At 67.3% G+C, this 18,347-nt stretch carries 14 protein-coding genes and 1 pseudogene; 9 read left to right on the forward strand and 6 right to left on the reverse strand.

Going from position 1 to position 18,347, the window contains the following annotated elements; translation table 11 throughout:
• Positions 1-536: STAS domain-containing protein (locus ATL45_RS00005; RefSeq protein ID WP_147452908.1), on the forward strand; the 536-nt coding region annotated here is incomplete at its 5' end.
• 39 nt (positions 537-575) lie between these two features.
• On the opposite strand, the gene ATL45_RS00010 is transcribed toward ATL45_RS00005, so the two are convergent.
• Both ATL45_RS00010 and ATL45_RS00015 read right to left on the reverse strand, forming a co-directional pair.
• A complete protein-coding gene (locus ATL45_RS00010) occupies positions 576-1,595 on the reverse strand; it encodes an alcohol dehydrogenase catalytic domain-containing protein (protein WP_211841146.1) in 1,020 nt (339 codons plus the stop codon).
• Positions 1,596-1,660: 65 nt separating this feature from the next.
• On the reverse strand, positions 1,661-4,780 hold the full coding sequence (locus ATL45_RS00015) for a bifunctional cytochrome P450/NADPH--P450 reductase (protein ID WP_093156952.1): 3,120 nt from the start codon (positions 4,778-4,780) through the stop codon (positions 1,661-1,663).
• A gap of 171 nt (positions 4,781-4,951) precedes the next feature.
• Here ATL45_RS00015 and ATL45_RS00020 point away from each other — a divergent pair, with 171 nt between their 5' ends.
• Positions 4,952-5,635 (forward strand): PAS domain-containing protein, encoded by a 684-nt coding sequence (locus ATL45_RS00020; protein WP_093156954.1) that lies wholly within the window; start codon positions 4,952-4,954, stop codon positions 5,633-5,635.
• 25 nt (positions 5,636-5,660) lie between these two features.
• Here the strand turns inward: ATL45_RS00020 and ATL45_RS00025 are convergent, their stop codons facing one another.
• Together ATL45_RS00025 and ATL45_RS00030 are read right to left on the reverse strand one after the other, a co-directional pair.
• The gene (locus ATL45_RS00025) at positions 5,661-5,864 is read right to left on the reverse strand and encodes a DUF397 domain-containing protein (RefSeq protein ID WP_342775220.1); all 204 of its coding nucleotides are present in this window, start codon (positions 5,862-5,864) and stop codon (positions 5,661-5,663) included.
• Entirely contained in the window at positions 5,861-6,703 is an 843-nt protein-coding gene (locus ATL45_RS00030) for a helix-turn-helix domain-containing protein (RefSeq protein WP_093156957.1), read from the reverse strand. The genes ATL45_RS00025 and ATL45_RS00030 overlap by 4 nt, the downstream gene beginning before the upstream one ends.
• Before the next feature lie 156 nt (positions 6,704-6,859).
• On the opposite strand from ATL45_RS00030, the gene ATL45_RS00035 reads away from it, so the two are divergent.
• The 4 genes from ATL45_RS00035 to ATL45_RS00050 all read left to right on the forward strand — a co-directional run bounded on the left by ATL45_RS00035 (position 6,860) and on the right by ATL45_RS00050 (position 13,399).
• Positions 6,860-7,123 (forward strand): hypothetical protein, encoded by a 264-nt coding sequence (locus ATL45_RS00035; RefSeq protein ID WP_093156958.1) that lies wholly within the window; start codon positions 6,860-6,862, stop codon positions 7,121-7,123.
• Positions 7,124-7,281: 158 nt separating this feature from the next.
• Positions 7,282-8,799: a type I restriction-modification system subunit M gene (locus tag ATL45_RS00040; protein WP_093156959.1), complete on the forward strand. Its 1,518-nt coding sequence runs from the start codon at positions 7,282-7,284 to the stop codon at positions 8,797-8,799.
• The gene (locus ATL45_RS00045) at positions 8,796-9,923 is read left to right on the forward strand and encodes a restriction endonuclease subunit S (protein WP_093156960.1); all 1,128 of its coding nucleotides are present in this window, start codon (positions 8,796-8,798) and stop codon (positions 9,921-9,923) included. Before ATL45_RS00040 ends, ATL45_RS00045 begins: the two co-directional genes overlap by 4 nt.
• A 35-nt stretch (positions 9,924-9,958) precedes the next feature.
• Complete coding sequence (locus ATL45_RS00050) at positions 9,959-13,399, forward strand: DEAD/DEAH box helicase family protein (RefSeq protein WP_093156961.1); 3,441 nt, start codon at positions 9,959-9,961, stop codon at positions 13,397-13,399.
• Between the two features lie 263 nt (positions 13,400-13,662).
• Here ATL45_RS00050 and ATL45_RS00055 read toward each other — a convergent pair whose 3' ends face one another.
• A complete protein-coding gene (locus ATL45_RS00055) occupies positions 13,663-13,989 on the reverse strand; it encodes an SDR family NAD(P)-dependent oxidoreductase (RefSeq protein WP_246025078.1) in 327 nt (108 codons plus the stop codon).
• Positions 13,990-14,015: 26 nt separating this feature from the next.
• Between ATL45_RS00055 and ATL45_RS40335 the strand changes: the two are divergent.
• From ATL45_RS40335 to ATL45_RS00065, 3 genes and pseudogenes are all read left to right on the forward strand, one after another.
• Positions 14,016-14,363: pseudogene (locus ATL45_RS40335) on the forward strand (helix-turn-helix domain-containing protein); the annotation flags it as partial.
• A 157-nt stretch (positions 14,364-14,520) separates the two neighbouring features.
• Positions 14,521-14,643, forward strand: coding sequence for a hypothetical protein (locus ATL45_RS40340; protein ID WP_439332431.1), 123 nt, complete (start codon positions 14,521-14,523; stop codon positions 14,641-14,643).
• An 83-nt stretch (positions 14,644-14,726) separates the two neighbouring features.
• Positions 14,727-15,326, forward strand: a complete 600-nt coding sequence (locus ATL45_RS00065; RefSeq protein WP_093156962.1) for a YHS domain protein — start codon at positions 14,727-14,729, stop codon at positions 15,324-15,326.
• 1,050 nt (positions 15,327-16,376) lie between these two features.
• Here the strand turns inward: ATL45_RS00065 and ATL45_RS00070 are convergent.
• A complete protein-coding gene (locus ATL45_RS00070) occupies positions 16,377-18,269 on the reverse strand; it encodes an AfsR/SARP family transcriptional regulator (RefSeq protein WP_093156963.1) in 1,893 nt (630 codons plus the stop codon).
• Positions 18,270-18,347: the final 78 nt, after the last annotated feature.

Below are 18,347 nucleotides of genomic sequence, written 5' to 3' on the forward strand. Positions count from 1 at the left end.
GGCCGCTGGTCTCGCAGATCCCGATGGCCGCGCTGGTCGCCGTCATGGTGCTGGTCTCGGTCGGCACCTTCGACTGGCACAGCATCTCCCCCGCCACCCTCAAGCGGATGCCGGTCGGCGAGACGACGGTGATGGTCGTGACCGTGGCCGTCGTGGTGGCCACCCACAACCTGGCCATCGGTGTGGTCGTCGGCGCGATCACCGCGGTGGTCGTCTTCGCCCGCCGCGTCGCGCACCTCGTCGAGGTCACCGCCGTCACCGACCCGGACGGCACCGAGGTCGTCTACCGGGTCACCGGCGAGCTGTTCTTCGCCTCCAGCAACGAACTCGTCCAGCACTTCGACTACGCGGGCGATCCGGACCGGGTGGTCGTCGACCTCACCGACGCCCACATCTGGGACGCCTCCACCGTCGCCGCGCTGGACGCCGTCACCACCAAGTACGCGAGTCGGGGCAAATCGGTCGAGATCGTCGGCCTGAACACCCGCAGCGCCGAGATCCACCACCGGCTCACCGGCGAACTCACCGGCGGCTGACCGGTGCCGCGCAGCCGGGCGGCTGCGCGGCACTCGCGGTCAGGGCACGAGCACCAGGCGGATCGGGTCTCCCACCTTGTTCTCCAGCCGGTGCACCGCTTCGGCGGCCTCGGCCAGCGGCAGGTGGCCGCTGATGGACGGCGAGAGGTCCAGGCGACCGGTGGCGGCCAGGCGGATCAGCTGCTCGACGTGCTCGGGACCGGACCCGTAGTGACCGCGGATCTCGTTGCGGTTCCAGCTGAAGCGCGTGCCGTCGGTGACGGTGAGCGGCTGCGGCGTGAGCCCTGCCAGCACCATGGCACCGCCCCGGCAGAGGGTGCGGGCGGCCTGTTCCCGAACCGCGGGCACGCCGGCGAAGTCGAAGGCCAGGTCCAGGCCTCGGCCGCCGGTCACGCGCAGGACCGACGCGGCGAAGTCCGGGTCGGCCGGGTCGAGGGCGAGGTCGGCGCCGAAGGCGAGCGCGCGCTCGCGAGCGCTGGCCAGCGGATCGACCGCGATCACCGGTGCCGCACCGGCGAGCCGGGGCCAGCTGGATGCCGTGCGCGCCCAGGCCCGCCCGCGCCCCAGATGCCCACCGCCTGAGCCGGGCGGACGTCGCCGGTGGCGACGATGGCGGCGTAAGGCGTGGAGACCGCGTCCGGGATGATCGCGGGCCTGGTCGAAGGGCAGGTCGTCCGGGATCGGGGCGAGGGTGTCCTCGCGGGCGATCGCGTACTGCGCCCAGCCGCCGTCGTAGTCCACACCGCGGGTGCGGGCCATCAGGCAGGGCGCGCGGCGACGGCGGCAGTTGGCGCACTCGCCGCAGCTCTGCCCGGCCTGCAGCGCCACGCGCGTGCCTACGGCCCAGTCGCCGCCCAGGTCCGGGCCGAGCGAGTGGATCACGCCGGCGACCTCGTGCCCGAGGGTGATCTCCTCGACGGGCACGAACGGCTTCAGGCTGCCGTCGATCAGGTGCACGTCGGACAGGCACACCCCGGCGGCCTTGACCTCGATCAGCACCTCCCCCGGCCCGGGAACGGGCACCGGGACCTCTTGGACGCGGAACTCTCCGCTGGGCACGTGCAACCGCCGGCGAGCATGGTGTCCATGGATGAAACCTCCGATTTCTGCGTGGGATCGGCGACTCAGCGCGCGGTGTGGACGTCCTCGACGTAGCGGCCGTCGGCGACCAGCGAATCGAGCCAGGCGGTTCCGTCGCCTCCGGTGCGCTCCGCGTGGATGGCCCGGAACGCGTCGCGCACGCCAGGTGCCATCCGGGTCCCGTCGCCGCAGACGTAGACCTTCGCCCCGTCGCCGAGCAGCTTCCACAGCTCGTCGGCCTCGGCGGCGATGCGGTGCTGGACGAAGGCCTTACCGTCGACCGGTTCGGCGCTGAAGGCCGGGCGCATCTCGACCGCACCGGCCAGCTCGGCCGCGCGCAGTTCGGCGCTGTGCAGGTAGTCGGCATCCGGGGCGTCGCAACCGAAGTAGCACAGCGCCGGGGCGAGCTGGTCGCCGTTCGCCGCGCGGGCGAGCCGGTCGGCGATGGCGCCGCGGAAGGGGGCCAGGCCGGTACCGGCCGAGATCATGATCACCGGGGTGTCGTGGTCGATCCGGAACGCGGCCCGGCACGGCTGGACCCGCGCGAGCACGGTGTCACCGGGGCGCACGTGGTTCAGGTATCCCGAACCCGTGCCGCGGAAGGTGCCGCGCCCCGAGCGCGCAGGGGCCTCGAGCAGTGACACCATCAGGTCGACGTGGTGCGGATCGCCGCCCGGTGACGATGAGATCGAGTAGTGGCGCGGCCGGATCGGCGGCAGCAGGTCCAGCAGCACCGGCCAGGTCAGCTGCTCGATCAGCGCGGGATTGTCCTCGACGACGTCCAGCAGACTGCGGTGGTCCGGGTCTTCGGCCAGGGCCCGCAGGGCCTGCTGCTCGGGCGGGCACGGGTTGAGCTCGGCGAGGGCGGTCAGCTGCGCGCTGGTCGGGCGGTCCTGCAGCTCGACGTGCCGGGTCAGCAGCTCGCGAACGGTCACCGGCCGGTCGACCGCGATCCCGTCCCGGCGCGGCGCGATGCTGAGGACGGTGTCCAGATCCACCCGCAGGATCCGGGCGGCGCGCTCGACCAGGGCCGGGTCGTTGGCCGGGAGCACGGTGAGGTGGTCGGCGGTCCGGTAGGTCTCGCCCTCGGGCAGCTCCAGCCGAACGAAGCGCTTGGTGCGCGAGTAGCCGGGGCTGGTGAGGTCGGCGGTCTCGGTGACCGTCATCGGCGTCATGCCGTGCCGGGCGGCCAGCGGACCACCGGTGAGCTCGGTGACGATGTGCGCGGGACTCGCGGGCTGGTCGGCGCCGACCGCGGCGGGGTCGCCGTGCTCCTCGAGCACGGCGTTGCGCAGTGCGGCGGTGAAGGCCTTGACCGCGCCGGTCAGATCGCCAGCGGCATCAGCCTCCGCGCGCTCCAGCAACCGGGTTCCGCCGAGGTCGGCCAGCCGGGCGTCGACGTAGGTCGGGATGCGCTGGTAGGTGGCGGACCAGTTGCGGTCACCGACGCCGAGGACCGCGTAGGTGACGCCGTCGGCGGCACCGGGCTCGGCGTTCTCCAGCCAGCGGACGAACTCCGCCGCGTCATCGGTGGGCTGGCCGTTGTAGGAAGCGGCGGTGATGACGACGGGCCGGTCGGTGGGCAGTGCCCCGGTGTGGTCGTCGAGCGGGGCGGTGGCGGTGTCGCAGCCGATCTCGGCGGTCGCTTCCGCGAGCTGGGCCGAGAAGTCGCGGCAGGTCCCGTAGTTGCTGCCGTGCAGCAGCAGGACTCCGGTTCCCGGCCGCACCCGGGTGGGCACCCCGCGGTCCGCGACGGGCGCCTCGGTGGTCCGGGCGGGCGCGACGACGCGGTCCGCCGAAGTGCGCCGGGCCAGGGCGAGGGTCAAGCCGTCGGGCTTGATGGTGAGCGCCTGCTTGAGGCGCAGCTGGTAGTCGGCGTGGTCGAGCAGCCGGTAGCGGTGGACCAGCATCGCGAGCAGCATCGTGGCCTCGTGCAGCGCGAACTGCCTGCCGATGCACGCGCGTTCGCCGGTCCCGAACGGCTTGAAGGCGTGCGGGGAGCGCGCCGCTTCGGCCTCGGGCGTGAAGCGGGCGGGGTCGAACAGCTCGGGGTTGTCGCCCCAGACCGGATCCCGGTGCAGCATCGGGGTCACCACCGACGCCCACTGCCCCGCCCGCATCGGGATGCCACCCAGGACGGTGTCGTGGCGGGCCTGGCGCGAAAAGCCCGGTGCCGGCGGGAACATCCGCAGCGTCTCGTTGAGCACCTGGCGGGTGAAGCGCAGCCGGCCGATGTCCTCGAAGGTCGGTTCCGGGTCCGGCTGGTCGCCCCACAGCTCGTCCACCTCGCGCTGCACCATCCGCAGCGCGGTCGGGTGCTTGACCAGGTTGTGCAGCGCGAAGGACAGGGTGCCGGAGGTGGTCTCGTGCCCGGCGATCAGGAAGGTGATCACCTGGTCGCGGATGTTCGCCAGGTCGAGGGTGGTGCCGTCCGAGGGGTGGGTGGCGCTGAGCATCAGGCCCAGCAGGTCCTCGTTCTCCGGTGCCGGTGCGCCGGGAGCGGTGCGCACCGCGATGACCTCGTCCACCACCGAGGCGAGGAAGGCCGCGTCGGCGCGGAACGCCTCGTCGGTGCGCGAGTGGTCGGCGTGCGGGTCGCGGCTGAGCTTGGTCATCGCCCAGTGCAGGCAGCGCACCAGGGCGTCGACGAACGGGTGCGGTTCGTCCCGCTCGAACGAACCGAAGTCGAACCCGAACCCGGCCAGGCCGATGGTGTCCAGGGTCATCCGGGTCATGTCGTCGGCCACGTCGACCGGGCTGCCCGCCGCGCACCTGCGGTCCCACACCTCGATCAGCCGCCGGGCGACGCGCAGCATCACCGGGTGGTAGGTGCGCATCGAGCCGAGGGCGAAGGCGGGCATCAGGATGTCGTGCGCCTTCGTCCAGTTGGGCTCGTCGTTGTAGGCGGTGAACAGCCCGTCGTGGGCGAACTCGCGGACGTTCTCCAGGGCCGGTCCGACGGCCTTGCCGAACCGCTGCTCGTCGGAGAGCTCGGTCACCAGCTCCAGGCTGCTGACCAGCAGCGCGTCCTGGCCGTGCTGGCGCTGGACGAAGGCCGGACCGTGCTGCCGGATCAGCTGCATCGACCGGAGGACGGGTGTGCTGGTCGGCGCGTGGGAGACGTCGACGACGGGGATTCCGGGCTGGAGCAGAGTCGCGGCCATGGGGGCCAACCGCCTTCCGTGCTGTGGGGAACCGCCGGGGAGAGCGGTCTCCTCCACACTCGCCCCGCGCGGAGCCCCGAGGCGGCCGCCGCACTGCATAATCGTGTAGCCCGTCGGGGCACCTGGGACTTGCCAAATCGACCGGAGTGCGCAACACGCAGGGAGCAGCACATGGATCCCGAGTCGTGCGGGCCACCGCACGGTCTTCCGTCCGCGGGGACCTGGCGCCAGGAAGCGATCACCTGGCGCAACCGCATGATCCTCCTGCTCGACCACCTGCCGACGCCGATCGCGCTCTGCGACGCCGACGGCGGCATCCTGCTGGCGAACCCGGCGATGGCCGCCGAGTGGGGCCTGTTGCCGGGGCAGATGCGCGGGCGCAACGCGCTCGACTTCTTCCGGCCCCGCGCGAAGGCCCGGCTCCACCCGATCGCCGAAGCCGTCCGGCTGCACCGCAGGTCCCGCTACCCGGTCGAGGTCAGCTGGACCCCGCCGAGCGGCGTCGAGCGCTACGGCGAGGTCGACGTCACCCCGGTCAGCGACACCGCGGACGCTCCCCCGGCCCTGATGCTGGTGCTCCGCGTCCTCGGCGAAAGAGTCGAAACACCACCGGAAGAGCCGGCGCCACCGGCCAGCGAGATCGAAGCGCGAATCCTCGCCCTGGCAGCGGGCGGCGACACGACCGCCCGGATCGCCAAGGCGGTCGACCTGACCGTGGACGGCGTCAACTACCACCTGGCGCAGCTCTCCCGCCGCTGGAACGTGCGAGGCAGAACGGCGCTGGTGGCACGTGCCTACGCGCTGGGAGTCCTCAACCCCGAAGCCTGGCCCCCGGCCCCGACCGAACCCGCCTGAGCCCCGTTGGCGCTCAGGCGGTGTGTCACTCGCTCAGCCCAGCGAGGAACGACGTCCAGCTCGCGCGCGAGAACACCAGCACCGGCCCATCAGGATCCTTCGAGTCCCGCGTCGCGACCAAGTCAGCGGCGATGGCAACCTCTACACAAGCGCCGTTGTTGCCGCTACGACTGGACTTTCGCCACTGCAAGCTGGACGGGCTGACCTGCACTGTCCGCCTCCGCGTCACGTCTCTACCAGCTTCCTGATCAGCGCGAGCGAGTCATCAGGCTGCATGGCAGTTTCCTGAAGGTTCTTCGCAGTCATCATATAGGTGCTCACCTGATCGGGATCCTGGAGATATACGGCGCCGTCCAGCAACTCCGTGTAGCCGATGGGCTTGGCAGCATCGAACTCGAACAGGAAGAACGGCCCACTCACCGCAGCATGCGGTCCGTCTTGCGGACGGATCACCTGAATCGTCACGTTCGATCGTTCCGCCACTTCAAGGAGGTGACGGTACTGATCACGTCTGATCTCGTCATCACCAATATGGCGAAGCAAGGCCGATTCCTCGATCACGGCGTGGAAGCCGAGCGGCTGAGCGGCAGCCAGACGATCAGCCCGAGCCAACCGGAAGGACACGAAGCGCTCACTGTGATCTGGACGCACGAAACCCGTTGCCATGGTCGCCGCGCGAGCGTACTCCTCCGTCTGCAGCAGCCCAGGCAGCAGTGCGGTCTCGTAGTTGAACTCTGACTTCGCCAACCCTTCAAGTCCCACAAAGGTCTTGAACCAGTCCGGAACCACGTTCGCCCAAGGCGCCCACCAGGTACGAGCATCAGAGCTGGCGGTCAAGCTGACCAGCCGGTCGATGTCATGCCGGGGAACATCGTAGAACTCGAGCAGCGACGCGATCTCCGATGGCTGTTGCTGGTAGCGCCCCGTTTCCAAATGCGTGATCTTGGCGTGGCTGCACGCGAGAACACCGCCCGCATCCGACACAGTGCGCCCCGCTTGGATTCGGTAGCGCCGAAGTTCGTTGCCAATCAGCCATCGCAGCGCCGAGGGATCGCCACGCTCAACCACGCCTGCCTCCAATCACGCCGGAGATCCAAGTAGCCGTCCCGACCTGCACCTCTTTCGGGGGGCCAGCCAGAACGTCCACTCGATTCGGTAATCGATTAGCTAACAAGTTAGCACTACCGTTAGCCGCGTCATGGTCTGGATCACAGGGAGGTTGTCATGTCGGCGTTGCCGTTGTGGAGCGAGGAGGAGTTCGTGGCCGCTCTTCAGGAGCTCGCTCGGGAGAACGCTCCGCGGGTGTTCGCACTGTGCGAGGAGATCGGCGATCGGCAAGACGGGCACGTCGAGTACTGGGGCATGGCCTTCGACGACGGCGCCGACGTCGTCAGCGCCTCCGGCCAGCTGCGGGCCAGCTTCAAGTCCGCCGAAGCCGCGCTGGACCGGCTTTCCAGGCGGTCAAACCTGCACCTCGTCTGGGGTTGACCACGCAGAACTCCGCCGACAGCCTCCAAGCTGGAGCTCTCGGCGGAGTTCCCGCCCTCCCAGCCCAGTAGCCGAAGGGAACTGACCCACGCCAGGAGCCCGATGACATACGGTCACGCGCTCGCCAGCGCTTTCCTCTGCTGCGCTAGCCTGCTCGCGTGGTGACAGGTGAGCTGAAGAACAAGATCGACCGGTTGTGGGATGCCTTCTGGTCTGGGGGGATCTCGAATCCACTGGAGGTGATCGAGCAGATCACTTACCTCATGTTCATCCGGCGCCTTGACCAGCTTCAGCAGGTCAGGGAACGCAAGGCGAACCGTACCGCGAAACCGGTGGAGAATCCGATCTACACCGGGGACACACAGCACCTCCGTTGGTCGGTCTTCCAGAACAAGGCCCCGGAGGACATGCTGACCACACTCCGGGACGGTGTCTTCCCATGGCTTCGCAACCTCGGCGGCGACGACTCGACATACGCGCACCACATGAAGGACGCGCGGTTCACAATCACCACTCCGAACCTGCTGACGAAGGCCGTGTCGATGATCAGCGACATCGACATGGGCGACAAAGACACCAAGGGTGATCTGTACGAGTACATGCTCAGCAAGATCGCGACGGCTGGGCAGAACGGCCAGTTCCGCACGCCCCGCCACATTATCCAGCTGATGGTCGAGATGATGGCGCCTCAGCCAGGCGACGAGATCTGCGATCCGGCATGCGGTTCGGCTGGCTTCCTGGTGGCCGCCGCCGAGTACGTCGAGCGCACACACCGCGACGCGCTAATTGCTCCGGAGCAGCGAAAGCACTTCAACGAGAGCATGTTCCACGGCTTCGACTTCGACAGCACGATGCTGCGGATCGGCAGTATGAACATGCTGTTGCACTCGGTCGAGAACCCGGACATCCGGTACCGCGACTCACTTGGCGAGAACGTTGCCGACGACGCCAGCCGGTACTCAATGATCCTCGCGAACCCGCCGTTCGCAGGGAGTCTCGACTACGACGCAACTGCGAATGACCTACAGAAGGTCGTCAAGACGAAGAAGACCGAGCTGCTATTTCTCGTCCTCTTCCTGCGGCTACTCAAAAACGGTGGCCGAGCCGCGGTGATTGTGCCAGATGGGGTACTGTTCGGATCCAGCAAGGCACACAAGACCGTGCGGAAGCTACTGGTGGAGGACCACAAACTCGACGCAGTGGTCAAACTGCCCAGCGGCGTATTCAAGCCCTACGCCGGCGTGTCGACCGCGATCCTGTTCTTCACCAAGACCAATAGTGGCGGCACTGACAAGGTCTGGTTCTACGATGTCACCGCCGACGGATTTAGCCTCGACGACAAGCGCATACCACTGCTTGATTACGAGAAGCTCGGTCCGTCCGTCGATAGCACGTTGACCGACGACGAACACGCCAAGAACAACCTCCCCGACGTACTAGCCAGATGGCATCGCCGTACCGGAAGCGAACGGGAACGCGCACACTCCGAGCAAAGCTTCTGCGTCTCGAAAGAAGAGATCGCCGCGCGGGGCTATGACCTCAGCATCAACCGATACAAAGAGATCGTCCACGACGAAGCCGAACACCGGGCACCGGAAGAGATCCTGGACGAACTGGCCCGGATCGAAAGCGAGATCCAGCAGGGGATGAGCGAGCTTAAAGGGATGCTTGGATGAGACATTGGCCTACGTATCCACTCGCCGATCTTTGCGATATCTCCATTGGGCGAACACCCTCACGGAGCCGACGTGAATACTGGGGATCCGGCTATCCATGGCTTTCCATTGCCGACATGAACCAAGGAAAGTTGCTTAACACAACAAAAGAGCAAATTACACGGCTCGCAATCGACGAGACCATGGGAGAACCGACACCCGCAGGGACAGTCGTACTAAGCTTCAAACTCAGCATCGGCAAAGTCGGTATTACACAAAAGCCCCTTTACACAAATGAGGCAATTGCATCATTGCCAATTCGCAACCCTGAATCACTGAGCCCTGATTACCTCTACTGGGCACTGAAATCCACAAGAATGGGAGGTGCCGCCAATAGTGCCGTCATGGGAAAGACGCTCAACAAGAAGAGCCTTTCTCAAATTCGCATCCCAGTTCCGCCCCTCCAGGAGCAGCGCAGGATTGTGCGCCTACTAGACCAAGCAGATTCATTGCGCGCTAAGCGACACGAAGGGGTATCGCTACTCGACGAACTTGCCCAGTCGATCTTCCTTGATACGTTCGGGGACCCCCAAGTAAATCCAAAATCACTCCCAGTTCAACCACTTGGACTTGCCATCCGAGTCAAGAGTGGAAAATTTCTTCCATCCGCAGATATGAACGGCGGAGACTACCCAGTCTACGGAGGAAATGGGGTGACCGGATATCACGACAACTACATATTCGATTCTCCGCGCATAGCAATCGGTCGAGTTGGAGTCTACTGCGGATCAGTTCATCTAACAGAGCCGAGATCGTGGATTACCGACAACTCGCTCTATGTAAGTGAGATGACAGACAACCTGCACATCGAATATCTGCTTTGGGCACTACGCTTTGCTAACCTCAATCAGTATGCGAGCAGATCTGCGCAGCCGTTGATTTCAGGCGCGAAAATTAAAGATGTCCCGCTCCTCATTCCGCCCGTAGAGTTGCAATACGAATTTGTCAAGGCAGTGAGGGCAGCTGGCAGTCTACAGACGCGGCATCAATCCCACCTCGCTGAGCTCGACGCCCTCTTCGCTTCCCTACAACACCGCGCCTTTCGTGGGGAGCTGTGGACGGAGGAGATCGCTCCGGTAGCCTGATCGCGATGTCACGCTGAAGTGGGGGAGTCGCGACTGTGAGTAACTTCGGGTTCCTGCAGGCTGAGTGGCCGGATCTCCATCGGGAGGCCGAACAAGCCGAACGGTTGGCGTTCGCTGACCCTCGGGCGTCGGCGTTCTACTCGCGGCGAGTGCTCGAACTCGCGCTGGAGTGGGTCTTCGACGCAGATTCTGCGGTGCAGCGGCCGTACCGGAGTGACCTCGCAGCGTTGATCGCGGAACCAACGCTCGTGAGGGCCGCAGGGCCGGGGCTCCAGGCGAAGATGAACGTGATCCGGCTCCAGGGCAACCACGCCGTACATCGGCGGGCGCCGGTCGCGGACCGGGACGCGGTACGGGTACTCGCCGAGTTGTTCCACGTCCTGTACTGGATGGCTCGCACTTACAGTCGCGACCAGAAGAACCTGCCTGCGCCGGGGCTTCAGTTCGACACCTCTGTGATCCCGCGCCCGGTGTCCGCCGAGGTGCGGATCAAGAAGCAGCGGGAGCTCAAGGAGCAGGCGGAGAAGGCCGCGGCGCAGGCCGAGGAGCTTGCGACGGAGCGCCGGAAAGCCAAGGAGCTCAGCGCTGAGATCGTCGAGCTTCAAAAGCAGATCAAGGCCGCCAAGGCTGCCAACGCGTCCATCCCGGACACCCACGACTACAACGAGAAGGAAACCCGCACCTACCTCATCGATCTGCTGCTCAAGGAAGCAGGCTGGGACCTGGACAAGCCGGAAGATCGCGAGTTCCCGGTGTCCGGACTGCCGGAGTCGGCCGCTCCGTCCGGCAACGGCAAGGTCGACTACGTGCTATGGGACGACGACGGCAAACCCCTAGGGCTCGTTGAGGCCAAGCGCACCACGCGGGATGCCAGGAGCGGCCAGCACCAGGCCAAGCTCTATGCCGACGCGCTCGAAGCCCGTTACGGGCAGCGGCCGTTGATCTTCTACACCAACGGTTACGACACGTACTTCCACGACGATCTGAACTATCCGGCACGCCAGGTCCAAGGCTTCTACACCAAAGACCAGCTGCGGGAGGTGATCCAGCGTCGCGCGGGTCGTCGCAGCCTTACGAAGCTGCCGATCAATGAGGAGATCGCGGGACGCTACTACCAGTCGCGTGCTATTCGGCGGATCGCCGAGTCCTTCGAGCAGGACTCGATGCGGCACGCGCTGTTGGTGATGGCGACCGGAACCGGTAAGACCCGCACGGTCGTTGCTTTGACCGACCTGATGATGCGGGCCGGCTGGGCGAGCCGAATCTTGTTCCTCGCCGACCGCACAGCGCTGGTGAGGCAAGCGACCAACGCGTTCAAGCAGCACTTGCCTGGCACTCCGGTGGTCAATCTGCTGCAGGACAAGGACCCGCACGCCCGCGTATTCGTCTCGACGTATCCGACGATCATGAATCTGATCAACCAGGTCGACGGAGAGGGCCGACGGGTGTTCGGGCCCGGGTTCTTCGACATGGTCGTCATCGACGAGGCCCACCGGTCGATCTTCCAGAAGTACAGGTCGATCTTCGACTACTTCGATGCGCTGCTCGTCGGCCTGACCGCCACGCCCAAGGACGAGATCGCCCGCAACACCTATCGGGTGTTCCAGCTCGAAAACGGTGTGCCCACCGACGTGTACAGCCTCGACGAGGCCGTCAACGAGGGTTTTCTTGTGCCTCCCCGCGCGGTCGAAGTGCCGCTGAAGTTCCAGCGCGACGGGATCAAGTACGACGATCTGCCCGAAGAGGAAAAGGAAGAGTGGGAAGCGCTCGACTGGGGTGATGATGGACCGCCGGCCGAGGTCAGCTCCGCCGAGTTGAACAAATACCTGTTCAACGCCGACACCGTTGATAAGGTCTTGCAGACCCTCATGAAGCACGGTCTCAAGGTCGACGGCGGTGACATGCTCGGCAAGACCATCATCTTCGCGGCCAACAACAAGCATGCGGAGTTCATCGCCGAACGGTTCGACGTGAACTATCCGCACCACAAGAGCTCCTTCGCGCAGGTCATCACGCACAAGAAGGAGAAGGCGCAGAGCCTGATCGACGACTTCTCCGACCCGGCGAAGCAACCGCAGATCGCGATCTCGGTCGACATGCTCGACACCGGCATCGATGTTCCCGAGGTCGTCAACCTCGTCTTCTTCAAGCTTGTGCGATCGAAGACGAAGTTCTGGCAGATGCTCGGCCGCGGAACCCGGCTCGCACCGGACCTGTTCGGTGCGAACAAGAGCAAGGATGGGTTCTACGTCTTCGACGTCTGCCAGAATCTCGAGTTCTTCCGGCAGGACATGCCACCCGCCGAAGGCAACATCCCACCGTCACTGACACAGCGGTTGTTCGAGAAGCGCGCGGATCTGCTGCAGATTCTTGACGGTCAGATCGAGGACTCCCAGCGGGCGACAAAGCCTGACACCGATGGTGCCCACAGTGACGCGGGGCTGCGCTGGGATCTGGTGACGCGCCTCCATGACGAGGTTGTCCAGATGAACCCGGACAACTTCCTGGTCCGGCCGCACCGTGAATACTTCGACACCTTCGCTGACTTCTCGGCTTGGTTGGAGTTCACCCCCGAAGCGCACGCAAAGGTCGTCGATCATCTGGCAGGCTTGCCGACCGCGTTCCGCGAAGCCGACGACAACGGAGAAGAAGCCAAGCGCTTCGATCTGCTCGCACTGCGGCTGCAACTGGCCTGCCTGCACGGCGACCCCGGATACGACCGGCTGCGTGACCAGGTTCGCGAGATCGCTTCAGCGCTGCTCGATCAAACGACGATCCCAGCGATCAAAGCACAGCAGGTACTGCTTGACGAGATCAGCGGCGACGAGTGGTGGCAGGATGTCACGTTGCCGATGCTCGAGAACATGCGGCGCAAGCTACGCGGACTCGTCCGGCTGATCGAGAAGACGAAGCGAAACCCGGTCTACACCGACTTCGAAGACGAGTTGGGAGAGCTGACCTCCGCCTCGTTGAGCGGGATGAACCTCGGCACCGACTTCAGCCTGTTCGAACACAAGATCCGGATCTACCTGAACACTCATCAGGACAACATGGTCGTCCAGAAGATCCGCCGGAACCGACAGATCACCACCGCCGACCTCGATGCGCTGCAGAAAGTCTTCGTTGACAACGGGCTGGCGACCTCGGCGGACCTCGACGTTGTGCACGAACGCGGTGGTCTCGGGATCTTCCTGCGCTCGATGACTGGGCTGGAGCGCGAGGCCGCGGTGCGCGCGTTCGACCGCTTCCAGCAAGGCAAAACGTTCACCGCAAACCAACTGCACTTCCTCCAGGTCGTCATCGACCACGTATGCCGCAACGGCATCGTCGAGGTCGAAGCATTGTACGAGTCGCCGTTCACGTCATGGGCACCATCTGGACCCGAAGACCTGTTCACCGACGCTGAGGTCGATGACATCGTGTCAGTAATCCGGTCCCTCAAGGAGACGGCGATCGCCTCGGATGAGGTCGCGTAGAAGGACATCGTGAACTCAGCTGAGGCGGCCTCGCCGCCCGCCTCAGCGCGGATTGAACCGCACACCCGCTTTGCGGAGCAGGTCGGCGAGGTGGTCGTGCGGGAGGGCCGGGGTTCGGTGGCCGTCGCGTCCGGTCATGTCCGCGTTGGCTGTGAGGGCGTTGAGGACCGCTTCCTCGGTTGCCTGCACGGTGGCCCGCTGGTCGCGGTGCTGCTGGGCACGCCGAGCATGCCGAGCCTGGTCGCCGCCGAATCGCCGATGAACTACTTCCGCCGGTCCGGTGGGGTCATCACGCCTGCGTTGTTGATGAGGATGTGGATGGGACGGTTCTCATCGCGAAGCGCTGCTCCCAGCGCGGCGACCGAGTCCAGCGACGAGAGGTCGAGGTCGCGCAGGGACAGGGCTGCTTTCAGGTGCTGCTGCTCGATCTTCGCGACCGCCGCTTCGCCCTTGCGGCGGTTGCGGACGGGCATGACGACCTCGGCACCGGCGGCGGCCAGGCCCAGTCCGACGCCGTCGCTGGCTCCGGTGACGACGGCGAGCTTCCCGGAGAGGTCGGGAACGGTGATGTCCGGTCGGGTGCGTGCCATGTGCTGCTCCTGGCTGCTGGCGGAAAGTGGTCGCGAACCCAGGCTGCGCCCGTTCCACCGGGACATCCACGGCCTCTCGATCCCAGGCTGGCCGCGAGCCGAAGGGGGATCGACGATCCGAGGCAGCCGTCCGGCACCGGTGGCAGGATGGCGGCGCCAGCACCGGGGAGGAAGCAGCTCTGATCGCTCGAGCCGGGCTCGCCGGGTTCCTGCGGCACCGCCGCGAGTCGCTCCAGCCCGAAGACGTCGGCCTCCCCCGCGGGCAGCGGCGCAGAACCGCCGGTCTGCGCCGCGAAGAAGTCGCCGCGCTCTGCCACATCTCCGCCGACTACTACAGTCGGCTCGAACGGGAACGCGGCCCGCACCCGTCCGAGCACATGATCGCCTCGATCGCGCAGGGCCTGCACCTGTCGCTCGACGAGCGCGACCACCTGTTCCGCCTCGCCGGGCACAACCCGCCCGCGAGAGACGCGACCAGCGAGCACATCGGCCCCGGCCTGCTATGCGCACCCGGAAGTCGGCGCCCTGGAGCTGACCTGCCAGACGCTCCTCGACCCCGACCAGTCGCACATGCTCCTCGTCTACACCGCCGCCCCCGGCAGCGAGAGCTACGAGAAGCTGCGGCTCCTCTCGGTCATCGCCCCGAATGCCTGACCGGCGAGCGTGACAGCGGTGTGAGGGCGGTTTGGCAGCGGCGCGGGGAAGGCTCGGCGGCTCCGGACGAAGGAGGTAGTCGGATGATGTTCGTCGAGCTGTTCGCTCCCAAGGGCTCGCTCAGCGCCGATCAGCGGCGCCAGGTGGCCGAGTTGCTGGGCTCTCCGCGCGAGTTCGTTCCCGAAGCGGAGCGGCATGCCGGGATCACCGAGGTGTTCGGGTCGTTGTTCCACGTGGTGGTGCACGAGCCGGAGGTGTGGGTCGCGGGCGGCCAGGTGCTCGAACCGGGTGGGCCCGCGCAGTACGTGGTCCGGGTGCACGTGCCGGGGCCGTGGCGCAAGGAGATGAGCGAGTTCGTCATCTCCTGGGCGACGAAGGCGCTGGCCACCGTCATCGGCGATGCCGCCCGGCCCTACCAGGAGCCGGTGGTGCAGGTGCACGTGCTCGGCGTTCCCGAGGGCGGGATCGGGTTGCTCGGGGAGGTGGCGAGGTCGGCGCGGATCGTCGAGATGATGGGCGAGCCGTACCGGGCGGATCTGGCCGCGGGCAGGGCCGTCGAGGATCCGCTGTGCGGCGTGATCGTGCCGCTGGACGATGCGGCGATCACCTTGGAGGTCGACGGCCAGGTGCACGCCTTCTGCTGCGCGGGGTGCCGCGACCAGTTCGCCGCGAAGCTGGGCTGAGTCACCGCCGCTGGAGCAGTTCGAGCGCGTCGGCGGTGGTCAGCTCGAGTCCCTGCGCGTAGGCGGTCCGGTGGGCCTGCGGCCCCAGGGCGTCCTGGAGGTCGCGGGTCAGCCGTGCGACGTCCGGGTCGTGCGCATCGGGGCCACCGCGCACGACGCACGCGGCGCCGAGGAGAGCTGCGGCCCGGCGCGGTTCGCCCCGCCGCAGCAGCAGGTCCGCCTTGCCCACGCCCACCCTGGCCACCATGGGTGGGTCGGGCATCGCGGCGGCCATCTCCAGCGCCGCTTCCAGCCGGTTCTCGGCCAGGTCGTGATCCCCAAGAGCGCCGGCGAGGAATCCCGTCCCGCTCAGGTGCAGGATCTGGAACGGCCGGCTCTCCGGTGCGGCCTGCTCCTCGGCGAGCCGGAGCTGGTCCGCGGCCTGCTCCAGGTCGCCGGACTGACGCGCGAGGTCGGCCAGCGCCAGGCGGGCGAGCGCGACGTGGTGCGCTGACCGGGCTTCGGCGATGATCTCCAGCAGTTCCGTCCGCGCCGTTGCGGCATCGCCCGCGCTGATCCGGGTTCCCGCCAGCCAGACCCGTTGGCCGTCGTCGCCGAGTTCCCGGGCCAGCGCGCGTGCTGCGTCCAGAGCGGCGATGGCGGCTTCGACGGAACCTGCCGCGGTGTGCGCGGAGGCCAGCGACATCAGCGTCAGCGCCCGCCCCCAGGCATCGCCCGCCGCCTCGAAATCCGCCGCTGCCGCCACCAGTTCCCGAGTGCCGTTGGTCATGTCGCTGGTGAAGCCGTGCAGGAAAGCGCGCACGAGCCGCAGCATCGCCCGCGTCCACGGATCGGCGTGGGTCAGGTGCGGTTCGGTCGCGGCCAGGCCTGCGGCGATGTCACCACCGGCCAGTGCGACCAGCGCGTCGACGAAGGCGCCCAGCGGCTGATCCGCCTGCCACGAACGTTCGACGTCGGCGCTCACCTCGGTGAACCGTCCCGCGAACATGGCGTTGAGCAGGTAGCAGGCGATCGTCCGGACATCGCCGGAACCGTTGCGCAGCAAGGCGTTCAGCCGCTGCACGGCTTCGACGTGATCACCGCGGACGAGCCAGAAGTGCCCGAGCACCGCACCGAGCCGGGCGGTGCCGCTGCCGGAAGCGAAGCGGAGCGCCGCGGTGAGGTTGTCGCGGTCGGCGGCGAGCCGTTCCACCCAGCGCACCTGCCCGGCTCGCGCAGGTGCGGCTCGGCTTGCTCGGCAAGGGCCAGGAAGCATGCGACGTGCCGTTCGCGCGCGGAATCCAGCTGACCGGTCTCCCGCAGCCGCTCGATGCCGTATTCCCGGATCGTGTCGAGCATGCGGTAGCGCTCGCCGGACAGCTGCAGCAACGACTTGTCCACGAGCGAGTCGACCGTCTCCCGCACGATCCCCGCCCGCTCGGCGCCGTCCGGCGCGAAACCTCCCGAGAACACCGAAAGTCGTTCCAGCGCATCGCGTTCCACGTCGGTGAGCAGCTCCCAGCTCCAGGCCACGACCGCGCGGAGGGTGCGGTGCCTGGGCAGTGCGGTGCGGCTGCCGCCGGTCAGCAGCCGGAACCGGTCCGCCAACCGGGCGACCAGGTGGGCGAAGGACATCGTCCGCAGGCGCGCGGCGGCCAGCTCGATCGCCAGCGGCAGCCCGTCGAGCTGCCCGCAGATCTCGGCCACCTCGCCGGTGGCGGCGAAACCGGGACTCGCCGCGCGCGCCCGATCGGTGAACAGGCGGACGGCTGCGGCCTGATCGAGCGGATGCACTGGGAAGCGCACTTCGCCGGTGATGCCCAGCGGCTCGCGGCTGGTGGCCAGCACCCGCAGCCGCGGGCAGCGGCGGAGCAGCTCGTGCGCCACCTCCGCGGCGGAGTCGATGACGTGCTCGCAGTTGTCCAGCACCAGCACGGATTCGGTGCCGGCCACCGCTTCGACCAACCGCGAGACGATGTCGCCCGTTCCTCGCACGCCGAGGGCTGCGGCGATGGCGTGAGGCACGTCCGCCGGATCGGCTGCCTGATCCAGTTCGACCAGCCACGCGGAGCCGGGCAACCGGGCCGCCACTGCGGTGGCGAGCCGGGTCTTGCCCACGGCGCCAGGGCCCACCAGCGTCACCAGCCGGTCCTGCCGGAGGTGCTCCGCCACCGCGGAGCACTCCTCGTCGCGACCGACGAAACTGGTCAGCTCCGCGGGGAAGGCTCGTCGTGGGAGTTCACCGCGCAGCAGGCCCAGGTGCAGTTCCCGCAGCTCGGCTCCCGGATCGCTGCCGAGCTCGTCGGCCAGCAGAGCGCGGTAGGCCTCGTAAGCCGCGAGCGCCTCGGCCTGCCTGCCCTGCCGGTCCAGCTCGGTGAGCAGCAGAACGCGCAGCCGCTCCCGCAGCGGGTGGGCGGCGATGAGCACTTCCAGTTCGGCCACCACTTCCGGCCGGTGCGCTCCGGACGTGAGCTCGGCGTCGATCCGGGCCTCGACAGCGCTGAGCCGCAACTCGCCGAGCCGCACGGATTCCGCTGCGGCGTACGGCGCGGCGGGCACGTCCGAGAACGGATCGCCCCGCCACAGCTCCAGCGCCGCGCCCAAGAGCTCAGCTGCAGGCCCGCGATCGCGCAGCGCGCGACGGCCTTCCGCGATCAGTTCTTCGAACCGCAGCACGTCGACCTGCGCGGGCCCGAGTTCCAGCAGGTAGCCCATCGAGACCGACCGCAGCGCGGACCGGTCCGGCAACGCCCGCCGCAGTCGCGCGATCAGCGATTGCAGTGCGTGCGCCGGGTTCTCCGGCGTGCTCTCGGGCCAGACCACCTCCGTCAGGGATTCGACCGAGACCGCGCGGCCGGCGTCCACGGCGAGCCGGGCCAGCAGCGCGCGCAGCCGCAGACCACCGATCTCGACCGGTTCGCCGCCGGAAAGCACCTGCAGCGGCCCCAGGACACCGATCCACATCTCACCACTGTGCCACCGCTCTGACAGCGGCGTGCGAGGCCGGTGGCAGAGCCTCCCGGCACTCTCGGCCGCCCCGAG

Source organism: Saccharopolyspora antimicrobica (assembly GCF_003635025.1).
Classification (GTDB): Bacteria; Actinomycetota; Actinomycetes; order Mycobacteriales; family Pseudonocardiaceae; genus Saccharopolyspora; species Saccharopolyspora antimicrobica.